Here is a 22,262-nt window from a genome sequence, read left to right as displayed (position 1 = left end):
CACCAATAGACTCACTCTATACGTGAGTAACATAAGTTTATCACTCTCGATAGCACTGACATTGACAGCGTATAAACGCGAGCTAACTCGCATTTATGCTGTAACAAAATTACTAGAATGTTCTTCCATGAACTTAACAAATAAGGAATAGGGAAATGCAAGATAGATTCATTCGTAGCATAACCCAACTGCCAACGCCGTTAGCCGATGCACTTATCCCAATGTTGCACCAGAATTTTGCTGGATACATTGATGCGCAGCAACTTGCTACGCTAACAAGTGCAAGCAAAATGACCGAAGCAGAAGTGTTATTAGCATTACTGCCGATAGCAGCGGCATTGGCCAAACCGCCTATCAGTGAGTTTTATGTCGGCGCGATAGCCAAAGGTAAAAGTGGCGATATCTACATGGGTGCCAACTTAGAATTACCCGGTGAAGCGTTATTTCATTCTGTCCATGCAGAACAAAGCGCTATCAGCCACGCATGGCTCAGTGGTGAAAGCCAAATTGTTGATATTATAGTTAATGCCAGTCCTTGCGGTCATTGTCGTCAGTTTATGAATGAACTGGTTGAAGGGAGCAAGATCAGCATTCATCTACCCGCACAGGAAAGCCATCCTCTGGCCTATTATTTACCCTATGCTTTTGGGCCAAAAGACTTAAATGTCACTTCGCCCTTAATGGCCAAGCAACAAACTGAATTTGCGTTAGACAGTGCCGATCCTATGATCATAGAAGGCTTAGATCATGCCGGTTTAAGCTATGCACCTTACACCCAAAGTTTTGCCGCCGTGGTATTAGAAACTCACGATGGTGCAACCTATTGCGGTCGCTACGCAGAAAATGCGGCATTCAATCCTTCTATGCTGCCCATGCAGATGGCCTTATCAAATCTGGCGCGCCACAATCGTGAGTTTAGCGATATCAGCCGTGCGGTTTTAATTGAGTCATCTCAAGGAAAAATCAGCTTAGTTGGCGCGACTATGGATGCGCTCCATACCGTTGCCGCCATCGAACTTGAGCACATAGTGGTAGATCCAGTGTAACATCTGCTTCAAATGCCAAGGGGGTTTCAAAATGCCAACGGCGAAATACGTTTATGCGTATTTCGCCGTTCGATTATCCACTTAAAGCTTAAAAATCAATTATCGTAGGTAATTCTGACGGCTAATCATGCTCCATTCTGTCTTCTACTAACCGCGTCATTGAACTTAACCAGATACTCCCCCTTACGCTCCTCCATCCTGATAAAACAAGCTTGCCGCTCCACTTCCGACATAACGCGCCATGCTAAAATTTCATCAAGATGCCTGAAACAACCTAAACAAATATCTTGCTGATCTAAACAACAATTTCGAATACAAGGAGTGACAATAGGATCATTCTGACCAGACGGCATATTCATTGCCACAAGGTTCAACAAAATGGAATCGACGGCCTCCCGGAAAACTAAAGATGTCAGCTGTGATAATGCCACCAGCAGTTACGACAGCCGTCAGAGTCAATTCTAAGTTCTGGCTGTAGATCACAATCAGCGGGCAACCTTTTGCGAGGGTGAAATTCACGTCGGCTTGATAGAATCCCCCAGTAATGCCGACATCCATAAAGCAACTGTATTCAGGGCCATAATCGACATAGGACCATCCAAAAACCTGGCTAAAAAAGGCCTTAGAGCTCGCAATGTCGCGACTTGGGATTTCCAAATAATTGATACTGTGGTGACGGTTCATAGACTTCCTTGCTATTTAATCAGGACACAAAATGATGAACATAAAAGGCGTAAGTAAAAATGGGAGCCAAAGCTCCCATTCTATTCGCGGCTTTAACTCAGGTTAACCTTGGATTAAGGCTGCGGCAAGTCCAATCAGACCGCCAAACACGCCACCCCAAATCACTAACCAACCTAAGTGCGTTTGGATCATGTCCTGAACGATTTGTTTCACCATTTGTGGTGTTAACTCGTTTAATCTTTGTTCCACTATGTTAGCAATTTTAGTTTGCAGATCGGCCATCACATTTGGCTGTTCAATTTCTTGTTTCAGTAACTCGTGAAATGCATCGCTTTGTGCCATTTCAACTAAAGAAGCTTTCATCTTCACAATAAACGGCTCTTTTAACGGCAATAAGGCATCTGTGCCACCAAACATAGACAACATGCCACCAAAGGAAGATTGGGCGACTGTGCTAATTAACGCATCAAAAGAAGGCGCTAAATCAACCTTTTCAATCACTGGCGCCAAGTCTATTTTACTCAGCCCTTCTTTTTCAGACAGGAATCGGTCGATATTTTCAGTGGTAAAAAACTGTTTCATCATCAAATGAGCAATACCCGCCTTAAACTCTTCAAAACGAGAAGGCACGACTCCCGAACCGTAGAGTCCGGGGACTTTCTCAAACAACATATAAACTGCAACCCAGTTGGTAATCGCCCCCGATAAAGCAAACAATCCGACATTCAGGACAATTGCCGAATTCATCAGGTAACCCACAACGACCAAAGCAGCCGCCAATAAATTCGTCACTAAACTCTTATTCAATCTCATATCCCCTAAGGTGGCATCGATAAGATGCAAAACTCGCCTATATTAACAAGTTAACGGGAGTCAGGTCTAACACTCAAACCACAGTAAACAAACCCGTTTTAAAATCTGTTTGCAGTGCTAAGTCTTGGCGCGAGGGGCAAGATGAAGCCCATCAACTAAGCCGCAGCGTCATTGAGCCACAAGAAGCTGATTAGCCAGCACCGAATAAAGTGAATCTCCTTGTATAACATTAAGTTAATTTAATGTTTGCCGACCTAAAAAACGCAAAATTTTAATTTACCGTCTGTGAATTATCAACTTGCCTCAACTACACTCAATCAAGATAACGCACAAAAAATATGGCTCAGAATACAGCTGGCACTGAACACTGACAGTTAACCTCGGCTCAATACACAAAATTTACCCAAAATAGAATAAAGGATGCGCTTATGGAATCGGCTTTTAACACAGCAGGGGCGTTAAGTTGGCATGAATTGACAACCCATAATACCGAAGAAGCTATGCACTTCTATGCTGAGATTTTTGGTTGGCACTTTAAAACAGTCAAAATGCCCCACGGTAATTATCATATTATTGAAAATCAGGGCGTCAGTATTGGGGGGATCACCGATAGTTTGCTCCCAACGCTTCCCTCACATTGGACCGGCTACATTACCGTTAACGATGTCGATCAAGTCGCTATCAGCGCCAAAAAACTTGGCGGGGATATTCTGTTTGGTCCTGAAGATATACCCGAAGTAGGCCGTTTTTGTTGGATAAAAGATCCACAAGGCGCCATTATTGCAGCGATTAGTTATTTAAATCGCTGATCAAAAATAGCTTCCAACATGGTGAGTATTGACGACTCAAATCATTAGCCATAGGCTGAAACACATGTAGTTATCAATGTAGATGATAGGTTACCACTCAGGAACGCCTTAGATCAGAAGACGTTATTGTTTGTGTAATACCAAGATTTCATTGGTAAAAATATAAATAACTTCTGGAAACATTAGCATTATTCGCTAGAATGTCCGTACATATGGAAGTTTTTCCCTGTCTTATGCATTGGAGCCTTGATATTAATGCTGACCCAGTTATCGCAATTCAGACACTCTTTTTTTGCCCTCCCAAGATACCTGCGAGTGATTATTTACCTCACAGCAGTCTACCTTAGCTATGTCTGCACATTAGGTTTAATCCTCCCCTATGCGATAACCACGCTGGCACCAGAAAAACTCTCAACTCTGCTCGGTCGTCCCGTCACCCTCGGTGATATACGCATTAACCCTTTTAATTTCAAAGTCGAAATCGACCAACTGGCCATTAAAGAAAAAGACGACAAACCTTTTGCTGGCATTGCACAAGTCCAATTCGAAATACACTTTTGGCGATCTGTTTTTAATCACGCCGCCGTTATCGAAAACATACACATACAAGCGCCCTACGCACATATCATTCGCGTGGAGAAAAAAGGGAAAGCTGGATTCAACTTCGACGATATTCTGCAGACCCTGAACGAGCATTCATCCACGAGCACAGAAACAGCCTCCACAGAAGCCAGCTCACCCGTTCGTGTCCTGCTCAGTCAATTTGTGTTGGATGCGGGACAATTTAACTTCGATGACAAAATTACCCATGCTCAAGTGAACTACCCCAATATCAATCTAAAACTCAGTTCCCTTGATACTGAATATTTGATGGCGGCATCATCGGCATCGATAACACCAGCCATAAAAGTAAACAAAGTTGATAATACGACACCAAACGCCCAATCAACGTCTGACTCACCCATTGCGCCTATCAAGCACAATCACTATGCAATACAACTCAGTGATGATCATGCTGGTGAAATCAGTTTGCAGGGGCAATTCCAATTGTTCCCGCTAAAAGTTGCGGGTGACATCCAAGTCGCCAAACTGAAACTGACACCACTATGGCGATTTATCGACGATCAATTTAATCCCGTCCTCACGGATGGCGAGCTTAGTATTAAAACTCAGTATCAAGTGGATCTTGCCGAGAATGGCGAGTTACAAGTCATCAGCAACAATGGCCAGTTTATTGTTGAAAAACTTAACCTTAACGACAAAGATCGCTCAGTGGTCAAGCTCCCCATGTTTGCCCTCGACGGCATTTCAGCCAACTTGAAGCAGCAGAAAGTGCATATCAACAAACTCCACAGCGATGGCCTAACAATGAGTGCCATTTTGAACCAAGACGGGCTCGATCTTGTTGGCTTATTCATGCCTAAATCGTTAAGCGCCTCCACAACGACTACGCAGCCAGTTGCTAAACCAATCGATGCTAAGCCAGCAGATGCTCAATCGCTAGAGCGCATACAAGTTGCGCAAGTGGAAGAAAAACGTCAAATAGCAGAGACTGCCACTGATGCAAGCGATAGCGCAGACAAAGCAACGGAAAGCGAATTAGCCGCAACTAACGAGAGTGATAAAACAGAACAAAAGACAGAAGCGACCGCAAATGTCACCACTGATGCCACTAAAGAAACCGCTGCAGACATCACTTCAGAGGCAAATCCTCAACAGCCAGTCAAGCAAGCGCCTGAGACACCTTCAAAAGACACTTGGTTAGTGCAACTCGATGCGCTCAATATTGAAAACTATGACCTTAATCTATCAGAACAAAAGCTAACGGCCACACCGCAGCAATGGCGAGTGTATCCGCTTAATTTTTCAACTAAGGTCATAACGAGTACCTTAACCGCTCCGATTGAATATGAGCTACAACTCAGCCTCAATGATCAAGGTACTTTGAGCTCTCAAGGCCAAGTCGATGTGACGGGCGAAACCATAGATGCCAATATCCAACTCGATAAGCTGGCATTAACCCAATTTCAGCCCTATTTAGCGCCCTACGTGAATATCCAGCTCAAGAGCGGTCTATTAAGCTCAGCAGGCAAGCTGACCGCCGATGCTAAAGGCAAAGCCATTTACGGTGGTAGTGTTGAGCTCGATGATTTAGCCATTCATGACAAATTGCGTAATGCCCCGCTGGTCAAATGGCAAAAGATGAATATCAATCAGCTCGATTTTGACCAACAAAAAAATCAAATCAAAATCGATCACTTAGCCTTTAATCAACCCTACGCCAAAGTGGTGATCGCTAAAGATAGAAGCACTAATATCAGCGACCTTATCGTCGAAGCGCCTATTGCAGCTTCAGTAACGAATAGTGCGACAACGAACAGCGCGCCCCCTGCTAAGCAAACCGCAACCGAGCCGCAAATGGCGAGCAAGTCAGCAACGCCAGAGCTGAGCCTCGATATTCAAAAAATTAGCTTTAGCCAAGGCTCGGCTTACTTTGCCGATAACTCACTGACTCCGAATTTTGCTTCGGGAATTGAGCTGCTTGAAGGCAATATCACTCACCTGTCGTCAACGCCAGGGACTAAAGCCTCGGTCGATATCAAAGGTAAGATTGACAAGTACGCGCCTGTGACCCTAAAAGGCGATATTAACCCTTTGTTAGACATGCCATATTTAGATCTCGATTTAGTCTTCAAGAGTGTTGAGCTAACCTCAGTCAATCCATACTCAGGCACCTATGCGGGTTACTACATAGATAAGGGACAGTTATCACTGTCGCTGAACTACAAACTCGATCAGAACAAGCTCAAGGGCAATAACCATCTAGTCATAGATCAACTAAAACTCGGTAAACCCAGTAACAGTGACCTTGCCACTAGCTTACCCATCACGCTCGCCATTGCGCTGCTACAGGACCGTAACGGCGTGATTGATTTAGGCATGGAAGTCTCTGGCGATTTAGACTCACCCAGCTTTAGTGTCGGCAGCATCATAATGACGGCGATTACCAATGTGATCACTAAAGCCGTCACTGCGCCCTTCACTTTCTTAGCAGGGCTGATAGGTTCAGACGAAACCTTAGACAAAATCAGCTTTGCCGCCGGTCAATTCAGCCTAAGTGAAGATGAGCAGAAAAGTTTAGACAAACTCGCCAGCGCCTTACTCGACAGACCTATGCTCAAGCTCAGCGTTGAAGGTGAAGTCGATGCCATCAATGACAGCCAAGCCATTGCTGAGCGCATCATGAAGCGTAAATTGGCTAAGTTAGCCAATATCGAGTTCAGTGCGTTACCTGATGATTTAAGTCCAAGCCAATTTCCGATCCAAGGGCCGCTTGCCGATGCGCTAGTGAAGCTCTATGAGCAGGAAGTTAAAGCCGATCCGGTCCAAATAAAAGACACAGTTATCGCAGAGGCCAAAGACGCGCAGCTTTCCGATGACGAAATCACCACCCGCTGGCATATCGCTTTATATAATCTGTCGGTAAAAGCGCAGAATGTTAATGATGGTATGTTGGGTAATTTGGCCCAAGAAAGAGCCAAAGCCGTTAAAGCTTACCTTGTGGACATGAAAGAGATTGCCCCAGAGCGGATCTTCTTGCTCGAAAGCCGAGTGAGTTTAACCCAGAATGTGGCACAAGTGAGCCTCACCATAGATGTGCAATAGACGCGCAAGAACTCAAGCAATGGGTTAATGTTGCTGTGTTTACGATAAAAGAAGCCCGCTAAAGTTTACCTTTAACGGGCTTCTTTCTTATGCTAAAGAGCATGCCTAAAGGTATAGCTAAGCGCATATCTAATTGTTACCGCTAAGCGAATGCGCAGTCTTTGCCACCAAAGAATCTTCTACCTGTTAATCCACACTAAAATGTTGGCCGCGCTTTGTGCCATAGGTTACACTCTGCGGCCTTTATGCAACTGGGATCGCACGCACGAATCGCTAAATCCCAGTTTCGTCGCACATTTGCGACGGCGCCATTGACACACGAATCACTTTTCAACACACATTATCATTGAGGTCACTGACATGTTTATCATTCGCTGGATTTTAGGCAGGATCATTCTATTTTTAAACTTCGTATTTAGCCCTAAAAAGCGCCAACGTCCACTGGCAGAGCAACAACAGATTGATACTCAAACTCAAGCATTGGCCCTGTATCAGTATCCAGCTTGCCCATTTTGCGTAAAAGTCCGCCGTGCAATGCGCCGTCAGGGACTCAACATAGTGACCCACGACGCTAAAAAAGCGCCACACAAAGATGAGCTCGTCGCCCAAGGTGGCAAACAGCAAGTGCCTTGTCTGCGTATTGAAGAAAACGGCCAAGTACAGTGGTTGTATGAATCTAAAGAAATAATTAACTACTTAGACCAACGCTTCGCCTAAATCGCGGTGCAACTGTCTGTGTAAACATCCAAATAAGTGCGCCCAGTGCCTTTTTAATGAACTGTTTAATCGACTTTTCAATGGACTTCCCAATGAACTTTACAATGGGTTTTCCGTTGAAATATCGAGGTTTCGGGCGCAGTTCTTTTATTACGTTGTTTTATTGCATTCTTTTATCACATCTACTTACGCCACAAATATTCTCGGTCGGAATAATCAAATAACCACTGGGGTTGATACACCACCAATAGCGTCACTGCCATGCCATTAAGCAATGCCTCAGGGAATGCCAGCAAAGGGATGAGCATCAGGTAGTCGTCCACTAACACATTCCAATCGTAATCCGCTGCAGACCACAACCACATAGCCCAACTCAATTGATGAAACACAGTTGAGAGGCCAGCATTGATAAAACCACCGACGAAGATGAATACAAAAATATGTTTAGGAAATAAATGGTAACTACGACTGTATAGGATAAAACACAGAAACAGCGGCACAGCCATAGCGAACAAACTAAAAGCACCAAAATCAGCGGGCTGCTTTAATACAAAAAGACTAAAAAAAGCGCTCGGCAATAGCAACACTAGAGTCGCAAGACGCCAGCCGAACATCAGCATACAAGTGACAATTCCCAGAAAATGCAGATGCAACCCTGTTTGAATACTGGCATTTAACGACCACAGCGCATTGATCCCCACCAACGTCAGCAACAAACGTAATTGGAGATGTTTATCCCGCCGGATCTCCGCTAACTCTTCTTTTGGCCATATCGCATAGAGCCATAACGCCAAGAGCATAAGGCATATGCCTTGAGTCAGGCTCATATCCCATTCGATTTGCGCCCATTTATTCGACCAAAACGCCAACATTAATCGCCCATCCTTAATCCATTGCGCCAATAGAGTCACACTCAGTCCATGAAGATGCCATAAATCCATGAACTTTAGGGTCATATTAAGGTATTCTGCTGTCAGTTAATAACCTAAGAGTTAAATTTGATTATGCCGCTTCGATACCTCAGCCTTGCCATCTTAAGTTGTTTCTCACTTATCGCCTGCAGCAGTGCCCCCATCGATCCTAGTGAACTTGCCGGAAAATTACGGGATAAGTTAACCACAGACATTAAAGCCGATGGCCTTAAACTCTTCAGCTACACAGCGCGGCTGGTCGATGATAAATCTAACATGGGTGATGCAGACCGCCCTTTCCCGCACGATGCCCGCGTACGTAGCATGCAAGATCCCCGTGAACAACGTCGCGCGATGCAAGATCTACAGGACTCATTAGAAGTTTGGGGACGACAAGTCGAATTAGGTTTAACGAAAACCCTTGAAATGACAGGTTATTGCCGCGAAGGTTATATCGAATTGAGTCGGATTATCGAACCCGGGCGAGGCGAAATTCGTGGTGAATGCCAAGAAGGCGCGACCAATGCCGATAAACAGAAATTTGTGAACTATTAGCGAAGGTTTAAGTAACTCAAATTTGCGTGGCTAAGGTCTGAGCATCGAAAAGACGCAAGATTGGATAAGCACTGTTAATCGGCTAAAAATAGCGAAAACATTAATAAGAGAAGCTCAAAAAGGTAAGCATGCGCGTATTAGACAATACGCGCATTCACATCACACTAGACTGATTCAGTCAGTGGCACGGCACGATTTTCTAATAACACAGGGATACCTTCAGTGATCGGATAGGCCAGCTTATCTGCCTTACAAATCAACTGCTGCGTCGTTTTATCGTACTCAAGTTTTCCCTTACACACAGGGCAAGCCACTATATCTAACAATTTTTTATCGAATGCCATGGAAGTTTCCTTGTTTAGCTGCAGCCACCTCGCGAAGACGTGCGAGCAGCTGCTCATCAAATTGTGGGGATAGCTTGGCATTGACCGCCAAATACCACCAGTTCTCTTGTGCAAAATCGCGACATTTAACCGCATCTTTTTCTGTCATCAATAGCGGCAAGTCTTGGGCTAAATCACGTAATTGGGTTTTATCGTAGGGCTGATGGTCATCAAAACCCTGGCATAGCGCCAGTTGATAACCTTGAGCGCGCAGCGATTCAAAGAAACGCGCAGGGTTACCAATACCCGCCATCGCAACCAGCGGCTGAGATTTATCGAAACTGTACTCACCGAAGGTCGAATCGCATTTAACGGGCTTCACTTCCGTAGGCGCCAGTTGCATTTCGAACTGCCCTTTTGCTGCTGGGCCACCATTATTGACGATAAAATCCACAGCATCGAGACGCCACGCGCCTTCACGCAGCGGACCTGCCGGTAACAACAAGCCATTACCTAAACCGCGTTGACCATCAATCACCACCAGCTCGATATCGCGCCCCAGCGCATAGTGCTGCAGCCCATCGTCGCAGATGATAACATCGACACCAAACTCAGCAATAAGTGCATTGGCGGCATCGACGCGTTTAGCGCCAACTACCATAGGCACTTGAGTGCGCGCTACTATCATGGCAGGTTCATCCCCCACCTCTGCCGCACTTGCACCTAAGCAAACCGATTTAACGCCTTGAATATCAACACCGTAACCACGACTGATCACACCGGGGTGAAATCCATGTTGGCGCAGTAATTCAATCAGATAAATCACAGTTGGCGTCTTACCGCTGCCACCGACGGTAATATTACCGACGACGATGACAGGTACAGGCATTGCAGTTTGTGATTTCATCCCGAGGTGAAACAAAGCGCGGCGCACATAAGTGATAACCACGAATAAGCCAGATAAAGGTAACAAGAGCCATCGCAGTGGATGGCCCTGATACCAGATTTTATTCACTAAGGCCTGCATCTAACTACCAAATTGCATTTGGTATAATTTGGCGTACATGCCATCTAATTCCAATAGTGATTGGTGCGTCCCGCGCTCGACGATACGCCCCTGATCCACCACTAAAATCTGATCGGCACTCTCGATGGTCGACAACCTGTGGGCAATCACTACAGATGTGCGGTTTTGTCTGAGGTTATCTAACCCTTTTTGAATGGCTTTTTCTGACTCAGTATCCAGTGCAGAGGTCGCTTCATCGAGGATCAACACAGGCGCATCACGCAACATAGCGCGCGCAATCGCAATCCGCTGTCTTTGGCCACCGGACAATAACACGCCATTTTCACCCACTTGGGTATCAAGGCCTTGGGGCAGCTGGTCAATAAACTCCATCGCATAGGCCAAGGTCGCGGCTTCAATAATCTGCTCACGAGTGGCTTCACCCGGATAGGCGTAAGCGATGTTATTGGCTATCGTGTCATTAAACAAGGTCACCTGTTGCGATACCAGTGCCACTTGATTGCGCAGCGATTTTAGCGAGTAATCGTAGATGCTGACGTCATCAAGCAGAATATCGCCGGATTCAAGGCCCGTATAAAAACGGGTCACTAAACTCGCAATAGTCGACTTACCTGAGCCAGAACGTCCAACTAAGGCTAAGGTTTGTCCAGGTTTGACTTCAAAATCGACATTCTCAAGTGCACGACGATCTTGGCTGTCATAGGTAAAACACACATTATCAAAACGTAGATGACCCTTAGCACGCTCAACAGTATAAGTTCCCGTATCTGACTCAGGCAGCGTATCCAGTAATTCAAACACTGTGGTACAAGCCGCAATACCCCGTTGAAATTCGGCATTCACTCGGGTTAAGTTTTTGATGGGTTGTAACATGGCCATCATGGCACCAAGAATCGTCGCGAAGGTACCCGCGGTAAGATCGGCTTTCATGCTGTCTAAGCTTGCCGCATAAAGTACAAAGGCTAAGGCGAATGAGCCAATAATCATGATCAGAGGCTGACTAATGGCTTGTGCCACAGCTAACTTCATATTTTGATGGCGGTTTTGATCGTTTACTTTAGCAAAACGGGTTGCTTCTGTTTCCTGTCCACCAAAGGCCAATACGTTTTTATGGCCTTTAATCATTTGCTCCGTAGTCGCACTCACCCCGCCCATGGCTGTTTGAATTTGCTTAGAGACCTTGCGGAAACGACGACTAACCACCGCAATGACCATGCCCATGATAGGACCAATCACAAGAATACAGAGGGATAGCTTCCAAGAGTTATAGAACATCAGCACCAGCATACCAAACACAGTCACACTATCGCGGACGATGGAAATCAAAGCACTTCCCGATGCTCGAGCGATTTGCTCAGTATCAAAAGTCACTTTTGAGATCAAGTTACCGGTATTTTCCTTATCCATATAACTGACAGGCAGGCTCAGATAATGCTCAAACACTTGCTGACGCATGTCCATGATCAAACGCGCACTCATGTATGAAATGCCGTAGGTCGAGACAAAGTTGGCAAAACCGCGCAGGGAAAACATGACGATAACCACAAGCGGCGCCATCATTAGCACGTCGTTGTTCGCGTGGAAACCTTCACTGGTTGGCAATGCTATGCCGTTGGTGACCGCAGCGGGTGCGCCGCCGGAAAAGCCCTTATCAATAAAGGGGCCGATGAAAGCGATAAAGGCGGCATCGACGAGACCATAAATAATTAATCCCGCAACTGAAAGCATAAACATGCCTTTCATCTGTTTTATATAGCCCAGTAATCGTTTGAAAACTGTCCACATTTCGTCTTTAGGAGATGTTGTCATTGATAACACTAAATTATGGCAAAGTAGGCATTCTACTCTGGATTAATCAAGTCACCAAATCTAAACAGAGAGTTGTACCAAAATGGCGCTAAATCACCACGATAGGTCTTAACCTCTCGCTCAGACTGCTGAAAAATCACACTAATCTGCCCTTCTATACCTGTAGTTAGGCCCATAATCTCCCGTTGCTGATAACGTTCAACCACTGTGGATTTTGGAAACCCCCAGCGATTAGCAAAACCAGCAGGAAACAAAACTAACTTGGGGGCAACAGCATCAATAAAGGCTTCAGTTGACGAGGTTTTACTGCCGTGGTGAGGCGCAACGAGCACTTCACTTTGTAACTCATACTCACCACTTAAGGTACGACTTAATAGTGAAGTTTCGATTTGCTTTTCGATATCCCCCGTAAGCAGTAGACTCTGCCTGTCATCATCAATGCGTATAACACAGGAACCATTATTACCCGCTAACACTTGAGGCGGAGAAAGCAAATTCAAACTCAGCCCTTGCCATTGAATTAGCCTTGGGCGGCAATCTTGGCCGCTAAAGCCTGCCACGTCTGTGATCACTAAAGCCTTAGGGTAAGCCTCAATCAAAACAGGGGCACCACCAGCATGATCGTTATCGCTATGGCTGATAACAATATAATCAATCTCTTGAATGCCTTTGGCTTTTAGGAAAGGCAATATCACCCGCTCCGCATAACTGAAGTCATCACCAAAGGCGGCACCAGTGTCGTAAACCAGCCCTCTACCATTCTTTTCAATAACCACTGCTAAACCTTGGCCTACATCCAGTAAATGCATAGCCCATCGATTATTTTGAATGGGTGACCACAGCGTAATACAGAAAAGCAAAGCGGGAATAAACAGTAAACTCAGCAGGCTTAACCAAGAAGTATAATTTTTATTTTTAGGCACATAGCGCCATAACATACCACCGATGAGCGCGGATAACCCCAAGGCTAATATCGTATCTGAAAGCGCTAACCAATGGGCTGGCAATTGCTGGCTTATGTCTAGCAACTGCGAATAGGGTGATAAACTCCAATCACTTAGGCGAAGCAGTCCCAACCAAGAGAACCCAAACGCAGTACTAACCCACCAGCATATAAATCCCGCCATAGCTAATGGGATAACAACAAAACTAAACCATGGCACAGCTAGGATATTCATCCACAAGCTGTGTAAACTCACACCACCAAAGAGTGCTCCTTGCAGTAATCCAAGCCCAAGGCTCAAGCGCCACTGGATGGCCCAAAATTGCAAAAGCCCCGCGCCTACACGCGTCCTTCGAGTCGACACAGCCGTAAACTCTTTGGGCTGGATGACTAAAGTATATAAAATCACCCCTAAAGCACAAAACGACAGCCAAAAGCCCGCACTTAAACAAGCAAGCGGGTCGAGTAACAATACGACAAACAATGCAAACAGCAAGCGCTCCCACGCAGTAGAAAATCGCTTTAATAAACTCAGTAGCATTAACAGTAAAATCATCACGAGTGCACGCTGAGTCGACACACCAAAGCCTGCAAGATAAGCATAAAATGCGGCGCCTATACCTGCCGCGACTAACGCAAAAGTCATATTCCGTCGACTCTGATGTGACACCAAACGACTCAATCCAAACAAAAGGCAAGCGTATACCCATGCCGCGACAACGGAGAGGTGCAAACCGGAAATCGCCACTAAATGGCCAGTGCCAGTCTGCCTTAGTGCTTGCCAACGAGCTTGTGAGATCAAATGCTTATCCCCCAAAAGCAAAGCGAGTAAAATGTCACCTTGAGGTAAAGAGGCTAATTCAGGTGTCAATGCGCTTATGAGGTCATTACGCAATGAAGGCGAAACCGCAAGTAACTGCGCCTCAATCACTCGTCCTTTACCGACAACATGTTGACTGATTAATTGTTTTTGTTCGTTGTAGCCGCCTTGATTTAGCACGCTAGCAATGCTCTTAGGTGTCAACGTAAACAGCCAAACCTGACCCACATCGACTTCTGGTGGATCTTTCCACGTGAGTCGCAATTTTGCGTTTGGCCCTAAGATTAAATTTGGTTTAATGAGCGATATATCCAAACTTAGCCAGTCGCTGTTTCGACTAACTAGTGATATGATTTCGCCCCTTACCTGTATAGGTTGTTGTAACACTGGCAAATCCTGCCTAGATAATCCTAAGCAAAAACCAGTTAGCCATGCTACCGCAAAGAGCCCACCTGCACAGACAGGGATTTTTCGGTGTAAGATTAACGCCCCAACAACAAGGTAGGGTATGTAACTGACTGGCGGCAGCGAAGGCCATAACATCGCTGATAATAAGATGGCACTAAAGCCAAACATGAATCGATTCATAGTGAATTAAGTTAAGACAGCAATTTCAGCATATGCCAAAAAAATTAATTAAAAGATTTATGCCTAAGCCTGAAACCTTGCGTGAGCATAAACACTTACGCATGTTCGGACGCTTGTTACATAATCCCAATCTATGGGCACTTAATCGAAAATCCGCCCCAGGCGCATTTGCCGTAGGGTTATTTGTCGCTTGGATCCCCATGCCATTTCAGATGGTTGTTGCAGCGGCTTTTGCCATTCTATTTAACGTTAATATTCCCGTTTCAGTTGCATTAGTATGGATAACCAATCCCTTAACTATGCCAGTGATGTTTTATGGGGCGTATTTGCTCGGTGCTAAAATACTCGGCCATGCCCCGCAAGATTTTGCCTTCGAAGCAAGTTGGCAATGGATTGAAGCATCGCTTGCGACCATAGGTCCGGCATTCTTACTCGGGTGTCTCGTGCTAGGAGTGGTTTTTTCCGCTGTCGGTTATTTGCTGATTAATAATCTGTGGAAATATTCAATTATGTTTAAGTGGCAGAAACGCAAGAATAAATAATCTTTTATATTCAAACTGCTTATGTTGGTACAACGATTGAGTCGAGGTAACAGCATAAGCGGATTAACACATTCGCTCTCGCTTCCCTTTTGTTCATCATGTGAATCACCTTCTACAATACAACCACGTTAACTCCACTTTGCGCCGAATTTAAGATCGTACATATCTGTGAATTAAATCACACAGCGGCGCCTAGCTTTTCCCTAAAAACAGATTTTTGCTGTTACTATTTATAAAAACATCAAGTAGGGAATATCCATGCCTTTTTATCATCAATATGGTTCTAAAAGCCTTAAAGCCGTTGAACACTTAGTCCTATTTATTATTGCCATTGCCACCGTTGTCGCAATAGGCCAAGAAATTGTGCATATCATCTCTGTACGTATGGTCGCACTGGCCGATTTACTCTTGTTATTTATTTTCTTAGAAGTGTTAGCCATGGTGGCTAACTACTATGAATCCGGTAAGTTACCAGTACGTATGCCGCTTTATATTGCGATTGTCGCCTTGGCCCGTTACCTAATCTTAGATATGAAGAGCATGGAAGACTGGCGTATCGCAGCAATATCATTATCGACGCTAATTTTAGCGGCAACCGTGATTGTGATTCGTTGGGGCCAATTAAAAATGCCTTATCCAAAAAATCAAGAATACGACAATTAATCAAATACCTGAGTTGGTGCTATTGAAACCTAAATCAATGGCACCTGCTGTTCTCGTTTTAAAACTATTATCAAAGACCTAGCTTTCACATTGGTATTCTGCCAAAAAGCAATTATGCTAGTTTTACTGAGATCAATAATTTACGGGGCAATTGAGTTATGGGTGACCATACTACTGGTTTTGAAGAAAAACGCACATCGCTGCGAGTCGACATGGAAGCAGAGCGCGTGGTCTTGAATTGGATCGACACTCAAGGCATGAAGCAAACAGATGAAGGTGTGTGTATCGACTTAGCAAGACGCGGCATTTTATTCGATTATAAAAATCCGTTTGCACTCGGGGAACTCATCGAAGTGACCTTTAATCCCAATTCAACCCAACAAAATACCGTTAAAGGACAAGTCTGCCGTTGCGCGAGATGCCATGACCAAAGCTACCACATTGCTATGCAACTGCTTTAATTTAACTTAAATTTCGCAGCTTTAATGGCTCTGTTCTACACTCAATGAATTGAACAATTCATTAAGGGGCGTCAGTATGATCTTGCTGGTAGGTGGTGAAAAAGGTGGTAGCGGAAAAAGTTGTCTCGCTCAAAATCTTGCCGTTTATATTAAGCAAAAATTTCAGGCAAACGTCCTCATGGTCGATTGTGATCCCCAACGCACGACTTCAGATTGGATCCAAGCAAGAAATAATGATCCAAGCCTCCCAAGTATTAATTGCATCCAACTTTACGGCAAGATTCGTAATGATTTACTCAGCCTCAATGAGCGTTTTGACTACGTAATTGTAGATTGTGGTGGCCAAGATAACTTAGCCATGCGCGCAGCTATGTCGGTAGCGACTTATGTTGTGATCCCCCTCAGACCCAAAAGACGCGATCTCAAAACATTACCCCACATGGAAGACATGCTAAGCACTTGTAAAATGGTGAATCCTAAAATGATCGCGACTATAGTGCTAACCCAATGCCCAGCGCTTCCCACACAGTTTAAACGCATTTTAGAAGCCAAAGATGTGGTGCAATCCTTTGGACTAAGGGTGCTAAATTCAGTTACATTTTGTCGAAATATTTATGATGACAGTGAAGAAAGAGGCTCTTCAGTCGTCGAAATAGAACCCGATGGGAAAGCAGCTGATGAGATCCGCGCCATAGCGGATGAGTTATTCGCAATGCCACCAGAAAATAGCTATGAGCTTAACTGATCTTAAACGTAAGAAACCTAAGCAAATCATCAAGCCGGTTTCTGTCGATGATTTCATTGAAGATGCCAATAACTACGCCTTAGGTAAGGCGAGTTTATTAGCTGCGCCCACCACACACACCATAGTTAAGGGCTTAGATAAAAAATCGACTAAGATTTATCGCCACGCGACCTTTACCCTCACTGAAAACAGTATTTCTCAGCTTGATGCCCTATCGAAATCCACCAATATTGCAAAATCTCGATTACTGCGTATTTTGATCAATGAATTTACCCAACTCACCCCCGCACAGCAGGAGCAAATTGCAAATAAGCGCCACGATGAAACCTGAGATTCAACAAAACGATTACACGTCTAAGCGGCTAAAAACCAATCAATAAAATACAACAAAATAAAATGAGTACGCTATGGCACTGTGTATTATACCAATAATATTAAATAGTTAGTCAGTTCAGAGCCTCACTGGCATATCAATCCAAGACGCATTGACGCAGAAATGGTCATTCACTTTTAAGTCATGCAACACCGGAGTGGAATGCCTGTGGCTCCCGAAGGGCGGCTGATGTTAATGGCATCGCGCTTTATACTGCGTTTAAGGCTTTTGACAGAGCACCGCTATGCCTTCAAGCCTTCGCCTTGTCTAAAGCTAGTTAAATTCCCGCTGAATGAACAGATATTTAATACGATGGGTATTAATGCTCACACTTTCGCCCAGCTACAAGTTGAATACCTTGGGACGTTTCGTAAAACTTACCTTTACCTATGAGTAACTCAATTAATGCTTCGGCACTCAAATCAGTTGCACTACAAGTATGGTATCGAGCCGCCGAGCCAAACTTTTGCTCCATCATGGAAATTAATTCAGGCTTTATAATAGCGGCCCCTTGAGCTACCATCAGCGCCATAACATCATGACCGTGAACAGAATTGGACATATGTCCTCCTAAAGATGCAATATTATTGTTCTTTATATCCTAACGGTTAAATTCGAACCCTGATCTCGCGCACAAACTTTCAAATGGGGACGACTGCGCCGACATCTGTGACGATAATGTGAGCCATTATGTCTTTGATCCTATTACTGACCCAACAGATGTCGCTGTACTTAGTGATCGTTTACTTAGTCAGTAAAACACCACTGTTCAAACTGTTTGCCGAAACGTCTCCTCGTCTGCCACATAAGATTTTTATGTATCTGATTTTTTCGAGTTTCTGCATCATGGCCACTTATTTTGGTGAGCAAACCTCAGGAGCGATTGCCAACACTCGTGCTATGGGCGCCGTTTTAGGCGGATTATTAGGAGGACCGGTTACTGGTTTTCTGGTGGGGCTGACTGGTGGGCTACACCGCTACAGTATGGGCGGCTTTACTGATATAGCCTGCGCCATCTCCACCACCTTAGAAGGCTTATCCGCAGGGATGATAAGCTTCTACTTAAGACGCGCAGATAAAAGTGAGCTCATCTACAATCCATTACTCGTTTGCCTAGTGACTTTTTATGCTGAAATGATGCAAATGAGCATCATACTTTTGGTCGCACGCCCCTTCGATGATGCATGGGAATTGGTACGTCAAATCGCGCCGCCCATGTTGTTAGTGAACTCCGTGGGAGCGGCACTCTTTATGAGCATGATCCGTGACCAAAAAACCATGTTTGATAAACTCTCATCGAGCTTTTCGACTAAGGCATTAAAAATTGCCGAACGCAGTGTCGGATTACTATCCAAAGGATTTAACGAAGAAAGTAGTAGTCACGTCGCCCAAATCGTCATCGAAGAAACCAATGTGGGTGCTGTGGCCATCACGGACAGGGAAAAACTGTTAGCCTTTATTGGCATAGGCGCCGATCACCATCTCCCTGGTACACCGATTTCATCTAAAATCACCTTAGAAGCCATCAATCAAAATAAGGTCATGTTCGCCGATGGCGTTGAAACGCCCTATGCATGCTCTATTTCTTCTCATTGCCGTCTAGGGTCAAGTCTAGTGATCCCGCTGCGCAGTGATACCGAGGTCATTGGCACGATTAAACTCTATGAGCCTAAGAATAAACTTTTTTTGAATATCAACCGTACTTTAGGTGAAGGTATTGCCCGTCTGTTATCAAACCAAATTCTTTATGGGCGTTTTGAGCAACAGCAAAATCTACTGACTCAAGCCGAACTTAAATTGCTACAGGCTCAGGTCAATCCGCACTTTTTATTTAATGCACTGAATACCATTAGCGCGATTATCAAACGTGATCCTGATATGTCTAAGCAGCTACTGCAGCAGTTATCACAATTTTTACGGATCAATTTAAAGCGAACGACAGGCTTAGTGACGCTTGGGGATGAGCTAGATCACATCGCGTCCTATCTCACCATTGAAAAAGCGCGTTTTATTGATAAATTACAAGTCAGTATCGCGATACCTGAATCACTCTACCACTGTAAAGTTCCCGCCTTTACCCTGCAGCCAATTATTGAGAATGCCGTAAAGCACGGCACTTCGCACATGATTGAGCAAGGGCAGATTAAAGTGACTGGCAAGCTCGAAAATGATGTGCTGGAGCTAGAAGTCACAGACAATGCCGGGTTGTATCAGCCCATTGAGGGATCAGAAGGCCTAGGGATGAACTTAGTGCATAAGCGAATTCAAAATATTTTTGGCGAACAATACGGCGTGACAGTGGAGTGCGAGCCCGATCAATTGACTCGTGTCACCATAAGATTGCCCATAGAAAGCCCTGAAACATCAAATATGGATAACCGCACGTGATCACTTGTTTAATTGTCGATGATGAGCTGTTTGCTCGTGAAGAATTAGCTGACCTTTTGGGGCAAGAACACGACATCCAAATCGTCGGTCAATGCGCCAATGCTATTGAGGCATTACAGAGCATAACCAAAGAAAAACCTCAGTTAATCTTTCTTGATATCCAAATGCCACGCATTTCGGGCATGGAACTTATTGCAATGCTCGACCCCGATGACATGCCGAAAATCGTGTTTGTCACCGCCTACGACGAGTTTGCCGTCAAAGCCTTCGACAATCATGCCTTCGATTATTTACTCAAACCCATAGATGCCGACAGACTCAGTAAAACCCTCACTCGTGTGCGTAAAAATCTAACGCCTCAGGCTATGGACTCCATTACCCCAAAGAGTCTTGAACATATTCCCTGCTACAGCGGCAATAAACTCAAAGTCATTGCAATCCAAGATGTGGAATATGTGTTCAGTGACTTAAGCGGCATCCATGTGGCCAGCACGAAAGGCAAAGTCCATACCCAGTTGACCTTGAAAGTGTTCGAAGAAAAAACCCCACTGGTGCGCTGCCATCGGCAGTATTTAATTTCACCTAAGGCGATTGCTGAAATTGAGCTGTTAGATACTGGGGCTGAAGTCACCACTCATTTAGGCGATAAAGTCCCCGTATCACGCCGCTATCTTAAAAGCCTTAAACAGCTATTTGGCTTTCAATAAACACAATCCAAAAGTCATCTTAGCGATGTATTTTTAGCCATAAGATAGCCAACAACACTCACCGTTAACATAAAATGGTAACCACTTAAGCTCGCCTATTGCCGCTCACACTGCATTTTCGACCACTCATTGAGATTACAAAGTTTTATATCAACAACTTGTTTACACTCGCCAGAACTCAAATGGGGAGATAACAAAAATGATGTGGTTCCTACTCTGTGTCGGTCTACTGATCGGCGGCTACTTTATCTACGGCGCCTTTGTCGAGAAAGTCTTCGGCATTAACGCTAATCGTCAAACACCCGCTTTCAGTCAAACTGATGGCGTCGACTTTGTGCCTATGTCTAAAGGCAAAGTCTATCTAATTCAATTATTAAACATTGCAGGCGTAGGCCCAATCTTTGGTCCTATCTTAGGTGCACTCTATGGTCCTGCAGCCATGTTGTGGATTGTGGTTGGCTGTATCTTTGCAGGTGCAGTACATGACTACTTCTCCGGTATGTTGTCAGTGCGCAATGGCGGTCAATCCGTGCCAAACCTTGCGGGTAAGTATTTAGGTAAGAGCGCCAAACACTTCATGAACGTGTTTGCTATTGTGCTGTTACTGCTAGTCGGTGTGGTCTTTATCTCTGCGCCTGCAGGCTTACTTGGCAAGCTTACTGGTTGGGATGTCAGTATCTTCGTTGGTATAATCTTCGTCTATTACCTGATTGCAACTGTGGTACCTGTCGATAAAATTATAGGTCGTCTGTACCCCTTCTTTGGCGCTTTATTGTTCTTCATGTCGTTTGGTTTAGCTTTCGCAATTATGCTATCAAGCGAGCATACCTTACTGCCTAACGTACAAGCGGGCGATTTCTTCCAAAACTTAAATCCGAACGACATGCCACTTTGGCCTGCCCTATTCATCACTATTGCCTGTGGCGCGGTATCGGGTTTCCATGCTACTCAATCACCGTTAATGGCCCGCTGCGTTGAAAATGAGACTAATGGTCGCTTCGTCTTCTTTGGTGCCATGATTGGCGAAGGCATAATCGCATTGCTTTGGTGTGCCATCGCGTTGTCTTACTTTGGCGGAATAGAAGGGTTGAGTGCGGGTATGTCAGGTAACCCTGCCAACGTCGTCTATGAGGCCTCTACTGGTCTGTTAGGCGCTATTGGTGGCTTTATGGCTATCCTAGGGGTGATTATTCTGCCGATTACCTCAGGCGATACGGCTTTCCGCTCTGCGCGTTTGATTCTGGCTGAATTTTTCAATATGCCACAAATCTCACTACCAAAGCGCTTAGTGTTAGCTCTCCCACTGTTTGTTATCGGCGGCATATTGACCCAAGTGGACTTTGGTGTGATTTGGCGCTACTTCGGTGTAGCAAACCAAGCCACTGCAGTATTAATGCTGTGGACGGCTTCGGCTTACCTGCTACGACATAACAAACTGCATTGGATTGCGACAATTCCAGCGATGTTTATGACCACTGTGGTTATCACCTTCCTACTGAACTCGTCAACCTTAGGCGCAGGTTTACCTATGACGGTATCAACCATAGCGGGCATAGTCACAACCTTAGTGATTACAGCACTCTTGATTGTGAAAACCAAAGGTAAAGGCGAAATTGATTTACCGGTTGAAACTGAGCTTAAAGAGACAGTCAAAGACTAGTCAAACAGTCCA

At 44.8% G+C, this 22,262-nt stretch carries 23 protein-coding genes; 14 read left to right on the top strand and 9 right to left on the bottom strand.

Annotated elements, in window-relative coordinates; genetic code table 11:
• Positions 1–155 precede the first annotated feature (155 nt).
• Positions 156–1,046 carry a cytidine deaminase gene (gene cdd / locus L5M17_RS00600; protein ID WP_263144510.1) on the top strand — a complete coding sequence of 297 codons (891 nt, stop codon included), beginning with the start codon at positions 156–158 and terminating at the stop codon, positions 1,044–1,046.
• Between the two features lie 125 nt (positions 1,047–1,171).
• Here cdd and L5M17_RS00595 read toward each other — a convergent pair whose 3' ends face one another.
• The 3 genes from L5M17_RS00595 to L5M17_RS00585 form a co-directional block, all read right to left on the bottom strand.
• A complete protein-coding gene (locus tag L5M17_RS00595; protein WP_263144827.1) occupies positions 1,172–1,405 on the bottom strand; it encodes a DUF1289 domain-containing protein in 234 nt (77 codons plus the stop codon).
• The gene (locus tag L5M17_RS00590) at positions 1,380–1,730 is read right to left on the bottom strand and encodes a VOC family protein (RefSeq protein WP_263144507.1); all 351 of its coding nucleotides are present in this window, start codon (positions 1,728–1,730) and stop codon (positions 1,380–1,382) included. The genes L5M17_RS00595 and L5M17_RS00590 overlap by 26 nt, the downstream gene beginning before the upstream one ends.
• A 102-nt stretch (positions 1,731–1,832) precedes the next feature.
• Positions 1,833–2,537: a DUF445 domain-containing protein gene (locus L5M17_RS00585; protein ID WP_105253144.1), complete on the bottom strand. Its 705-nt coding sequence runs from the start codon at positions 2,535–2,537 to the stop codon at positions 1,833–1,835.
• A gap of 434 nt (positions 2,538–2,971) precedes the next feature.
• Here L5M17_RS00585 and L5M17_RS00580 point away from each other — a divergent pair, with 434 nt between their 5' ends.
• The 3 genes from L5M17_RS00580 to L5M17_RS00570 all read left to right on the top strand — a co-directional run bounded on the left by L5M17_RS00580 (position 2,972) and on the right by L5M17_RS00570 (position 7,735).
• Complete coding sequence (locus tag L5M17_RS00580) at positions 2,972–3,352, top strand: VOC family protein (protein ID WP_131524339.1); 381 nt, start codon at positions 2,972–2,974, stop codon at positions 3,350–3,352.
• A gap of 255 nt (positions 3,353–3,607) precedes the next feature.
• Positions 3,608–7,018, top strand: a complete 3,411-nt coding sequence (locus L5M17_RS00575; protein WP_263144504.1) for a DUF748 domain-containing protein — start codon at positions 3,608–3,610, stop codon at positions 7,016–7,018.
• Positions 7,019–7,378: 360 nt separating this feature from the next.
• On the top strand, positions 7,379–7,735 hold the full coding sequence (locus L5M17_RS00570) for a glutathione S-transferase N-terminal domain-containing protein (RefSeq protein WP_006081203.1): 357 nt from the start codon (positions 7,379–7,381) through the stop codon (positions 7,733–7,735).
• Positions 7,736–7,917: 182 nt separating this feature from the next.
• On the opposite strand, the gene L5M17_RS00565 is transcribed toward L5M17_RS00570, so the two are convergent.
• Positions 7,918–8,607, bottom strand: a complete 690-nt coding sequence (locus tag L5M17_RS00565) for an energy-coupling factor ABC transporter permease (RefSeq protein WP_263144825.1) — start codon at positions 8,605–8,607, stop codon at positions 7,918–7,920.
• Between the two features lie 132 nt (positions 8,608–8,739).
• Here L5M17_RS00565 and L5M17_RS00560 point away from each other — a divergent pair, with 132 nt between their 5' ends.
• Positions 8,740–9,201 (top strand): hypothetical protein, encoded by a 462-nt coding sequence (locus L5M17_RS00560; RefSeq protein ID WP_011846514.1) that lies wholly within the window; start codon positions 8,740–8,742, stop codon positions 9,199–9,201.
• Between the two features lie 164 nt (positions 9,202–9,365).
• Here L5M17_RS00560 and L5M17_RS00555 read toward each other — a convergent pair whose 3' ends face one another.
• Genes L5M17_RS00555 through L5M17_RS00540 form a run of 4 tightly spaced genes read right to left on the bottom strand, consistent with a single transcriptional unit; the run spans position 9,366 to position 14,711 of the window.
• Positions 9,366–9,545 (bottom strand): Trm112 family protein, encoded by a 180-nt coding sequence (locus L5M17_RS00555; protein ID WP_006081200.1) that lies wholly within the window; start codon positions 9,543–9,545, stop codon positions 9,366–9,368.
• Positions 9,532–10,551 (bottom strand): tetraacyldisaccharide 4'-kinase, encoded by a 1,020-nt coding sequence (gene lpxK / locus L5M17_RS00550; RefSeq protein WP_263144501.1) that lies wholly within the window; start codon positions 10,549–10,551, stop codon positions 9,532–9,534. Before lpxK ends, L5M17_RS00555 begins: the two co-directional genes overlap by 14 nt.
• Positions 10,552–12,360, bottom strand: a complete 1,809-nt coding sequence (gene msbA, locus L5M17_RS00545) for a lipid A export permease/ATP-binding protein MsbA (RefSeq protein ID WP_105252892.1) — start codon at positions 12,358–12,360, stop codon at positions 10,552–10,554.
• A 32-nt stretch (positions 12,361–12,392) separates the two neighbouring features.
• Positions 12,393–14,711 carry a DNA internalization-related competence protein ComEC/Rec2 gene (locus L5M17_RS00540; protein ID WP_263144497.1) on the bottom strand — a complete coding sequence of 773 codons (2,319 nt, stop codon included), beginning with the start codon at positions 14,709–14,711 and terminating at the stop codon, positions 12,393–12,395.
• A gap of 32 nt (positions 14,712–14,743) precedes the next feature.
• Here L5M17_RS00540 and L5M17_RS00535 point away from each other — a divergent pair, with 32 nt between their 5' ends.
• The 6 genes from L5M17_RS00535 (at position 14,744) to L5M17_RS00510 (ending at position 17,888) form a co-directional block, all read left to right on the top strand.
• On the top strand, positions 14,744–15,253 hold the full coding sequence (locus tag L5M17_RS00535) for a DUF2062 domain-containing protein (RefSeq protein WP_028760402.1): 510 nt from the start codon (positions 14,744–14,746) through the stop codon (positions 15,251–15,253).
• Between the two features lie 258 nt (positions 15,254–15,511).
• The gene (locus L5M17_RS00530; protein ID WP_028760403.1) at positions 15,512–15,916 is read left to right on the top strand and encodes a phosphate-starvation-inducible protein PsiE; all 405 of its coding nucleotides are present in this window, start codon (positions 15,512–15,514) and stop codon (positions 15,914–15,916) included.
• Between the two features lie 158 nt (positions 15,917–16,074).
• Complete coding sequence (locus L5M17_RS00525; RefSeq protein WP_105252894.1) at positions 16,075–16,377, top strand: PilZ domain-containing protein; 303 nt, start codon at positions 16,075–16,077, stop codon at positions 16,375–16,377.
• A 76-nt stretch (positions 16,378–16,453) separates the two neighbouring features.
• A complete protein-coding gene (locus L5M17_RS00520; protein WP_028760405.1) occupies positions 16,454–17,122 on the top strand; it encodes an AAA family ATPase in 669 nt (222 codons plus the stop codon).
• Complete coding sequence (locus L5M17_RS00515; protein ID WP_105252895.1) at positions 17,109–17,453, top strand: replication protein RepA; 345 nt, start codon at positions 17,109–17,111, stop codon at positions 17,451–17,453. The genes L5M17_RS00520 and L5M17_RS00515 overlap by 14 nt, the downstream gene beginning before the upstream one ends.
• 237 nt (positions 17,454–17,690) lie before the next feature.
• Positions 17,691–17,888 carry a hypothetical protein gene (locus tag L5M17_RS00510; protein ID WP_113938982.1) on the top strand — a complete coding sequence of 66 codons (198 nt, stop codon included), beginning with the start codon at positions 17,691–17,693 and terminating at the stop codon, positions 17,886–17,888.
• Here L5M17_RS00510 and L5M17_RS00505 read toward each other — a convergent pair.
• The gene (locus tag L5M17_RS00505) at positions 17,815–18,057 is read right to left on the bottom strand and encodes a YecH family metal-binding protein (protein ID WP_028760407.1); all 243 of its coding nucleotides are present in this window, start codon (positions 18,055–18,057) and stop codon (positions 17,815–17,817) included. The two genes, L5M17_RS00510 and L5M17_RS00505, sit on opposite strands and share 74 nt — an antisense overlap.
• A gap of 128 nt (positions 18,058–18,185) precedes the next feature.
• Here L5M17_RS00505 and L5M17_RS00500 point away from each other — a divergent pair, with 128 nt between their 5' ends.
• The 3 genes from L5M17_RS00500 to L5M17_RS00490 all read left to right on the top strand — a co-directional run bounded on the left by L5M17_RS00500 (position 18,186) and on the right by L5M17_RS00490 (position 22,250).
• On the top strand, positions 18,186–19,883 hold the full coding sequence (locus L5M17_RS00500; RefSeq protein WP_028760408.1) for a sensor histidine kinase: 1,698 nt from the start codon (positions 18,186–18,188) through the stop codon (positions 19,881–19,883).
• A complete protein-coding gene (gene btsR, locus L5M17_RS00495; protein WP_028760409.1) occupies positions 19,880–20,590 on the top strand; it encodes a two-component system response regulator BtsR in 711 nt (236 codons plus the stop codon). Before L5M17_RS00500 ends, btsR begins: the two co-directional genes overlap by 4 nt.
• Positions 20,591–20,789: 199 nt before the next feature.
• Positions 20,790–22,250 carry a carbon starvation protein A gene (locus tag L5M17_RS00490; RefSeq protein ID WP_263144493.1) on the top strand — a complete coding sequence of 487 codons (1,461 nt, stop codon included), beginning with the start codon at positions 20,790–20,792 and terminating at the stop codon, positions 22,248–22,250.
• Positions 22,251–22,262: the final 12 nt, after the last annotated feature.

This window comes from Shewanella sp. SW24 (genome assembly GCF_025653395.1).
Lineage (GTDB): Bacteria > Pseudomonadota > Gammaproteobacteria > Enterobacterales > Shewanellaceae > Shewanella > Shewanella oncorhynchi.
Note: the sequence above shows the minus strand (reverse complement) of the source record. Positions and strands in the feature narration are given on the sequence as shown.

What these genes read in the sequence shown, in the direction of transcription:
- L5M17_RS00525 (WP_105252894.1), top strand. Translation starts at nt 16,075, where the DNA reads ATGGGTGACCATACTACTGGTTTTGAAGAAAAACGCACATCGCTGCGA.
- L5M17_RS00530 (WP_028760403.1), top strand. Translation starts at nt 15,512, where the DNA reads ATGCCTTTTTATCATCAATATGGTTCTAAAAGCCTTAAAGCCGTTGAA.
- L5M17_RS00595 (WP_263144827.1), bottom strand. Translation starts at nt 1,405, where the DNA reads ATGAATATGCCGTCTGGTCAGAATGATCCTATTGTCACTCCTTGTATT.
- L5M17_RS00490 (WP_263144493.1), top strand. Translation starts at nt 20,790, where the DNA reads ATGATGTGGTTCCTACTCTGTGTCGGTCTACTGATCGGCGGCTACTTT.
- L5M17_RS00575 (WP_263144504.1), top strand. Translation starts at nt 3,608, where the DNA reads ATGCTGACCCAGTTATCGCAATTCAGACACTCTTTTTTTGCCCTCCCA.
- L5M17_RS00590 (WP_263144507.1), bottom strand. Translation starts at nt 1,730, where the DNA reads ATGAACCGTCACCACAGTATCAATTATTTGGAAATCCCAAGTCGCGAC.
- L5M17_RS00535 (WP_028760402.1), top strand. Translation starts at nt 14,744, where the DNA reads ATGCCAAAAAAATTAATTAAAAGATTTATGCCTAAGCCTGAAACCTTG.
- L5M17_RS00540 (WP_263144497.1), bottom strand. Translation starts at nt 14,711, where the DNA reads ATGAATCGATTCATGTTTGGCTTTAGTGCCATCTTATTATCAGCGATG.
- L5M17_RS00520 (WP_028760405.1), top strand. Translation starts at nt 16,454, where the DNA reads ATGATCTTGCTGGTAGGTGGTGAAAAAGGTGGTAGCGGAAAAAGTTGT.
- L5M17_RS00560 (WP_011846514.1), top strand. Translation starts at nt 8,740, where the DNA reads ATGCCGCTTCGATACCTCAGCCTTGCCATCTTAAGTTGTTTCTCACTT.
- lpxK (WP_263144501.1), bottom strand. Translation starts at nt 10,551, where the DNA reads ATGCAGGCCTTAGTGAATAAAATCTGGTATCAGGGCCATCCACTGCGA.
- L5M17_RS00565 (WP_263144825.1), bottom strand. Translation starts at nt 8,607, where the DNA reads ATGTTGGCGTTTTGGTCGAATAAATGGGCGCAAATCGAATGGGATATG.
- L5M17_RS00580 (WP_131524339.1), top strand. Translation starts at nt 2,972, where the DNA reads ATGGAATCGGCTTTTAACACAGCAGGGGCGTTAAGTTGGCATGAATTG.
- cdd (WP_263144510.1), top strand. Translation starts at nt 156, where the DNA reads ATGCAAGATAGATTCATTCGTAGCATAACCCAACTGCCAACGCCGTTA.
- L5M17_RS00500 (WP_028760408.1), top strand. Translation starts at nt 18,186, where the DNA reads ATGTCTTTGATCCTATTACTGACCCAACAGATGTCGCTGTACTTAGTG.
- L5M17_RS00555 (WP_006081200.1), bottom strand. Translation starts at nt 9,545, where the DNA reads ATGGCATTCGATAAAAAATTGTTAGATATAGTGGCTTGCCCTGTGTGT.
- L5M17_RS00505 (WP_028760407.1), bottom strand. Translation starts at nt 18,057, where the DNA reads ATGTCCAATTCTGTTCACGGTCATGATGTTATGGCGCTGATGGTAGCT.
- L5M17_RS00515 (WP_105252895.1), top strand. Translation starts at nt 17,109, where the DNA reads ATGAGCTTAACTGATCTTAAACGTAAGAAACCTAAGCAAATCATCAAG.
- msbA (WP_105252892.1), bottom strand. Translation starts at nt 12,360, where the DNA reads ATGACAACATCTCCTAAAGACGAAATGTGGACAGTTTTCAAACGATTA.
- L5M17_RS00570 (WP_006081203.1), top strand. Translation starts at nt 7,379, where the DNA reads ATGTTTATCATTCGCTGGATTTTAGGCAGGATCATTCTATTTTTAAAC.
- L5M17_RS00510 (WP_113938982.1), top strand. Translation starts at nt 17,691, where the DNA reads ATGGCATCGCGCTTTATACTGCGTTTAAGGCTTTTGACAGAGCACCGC.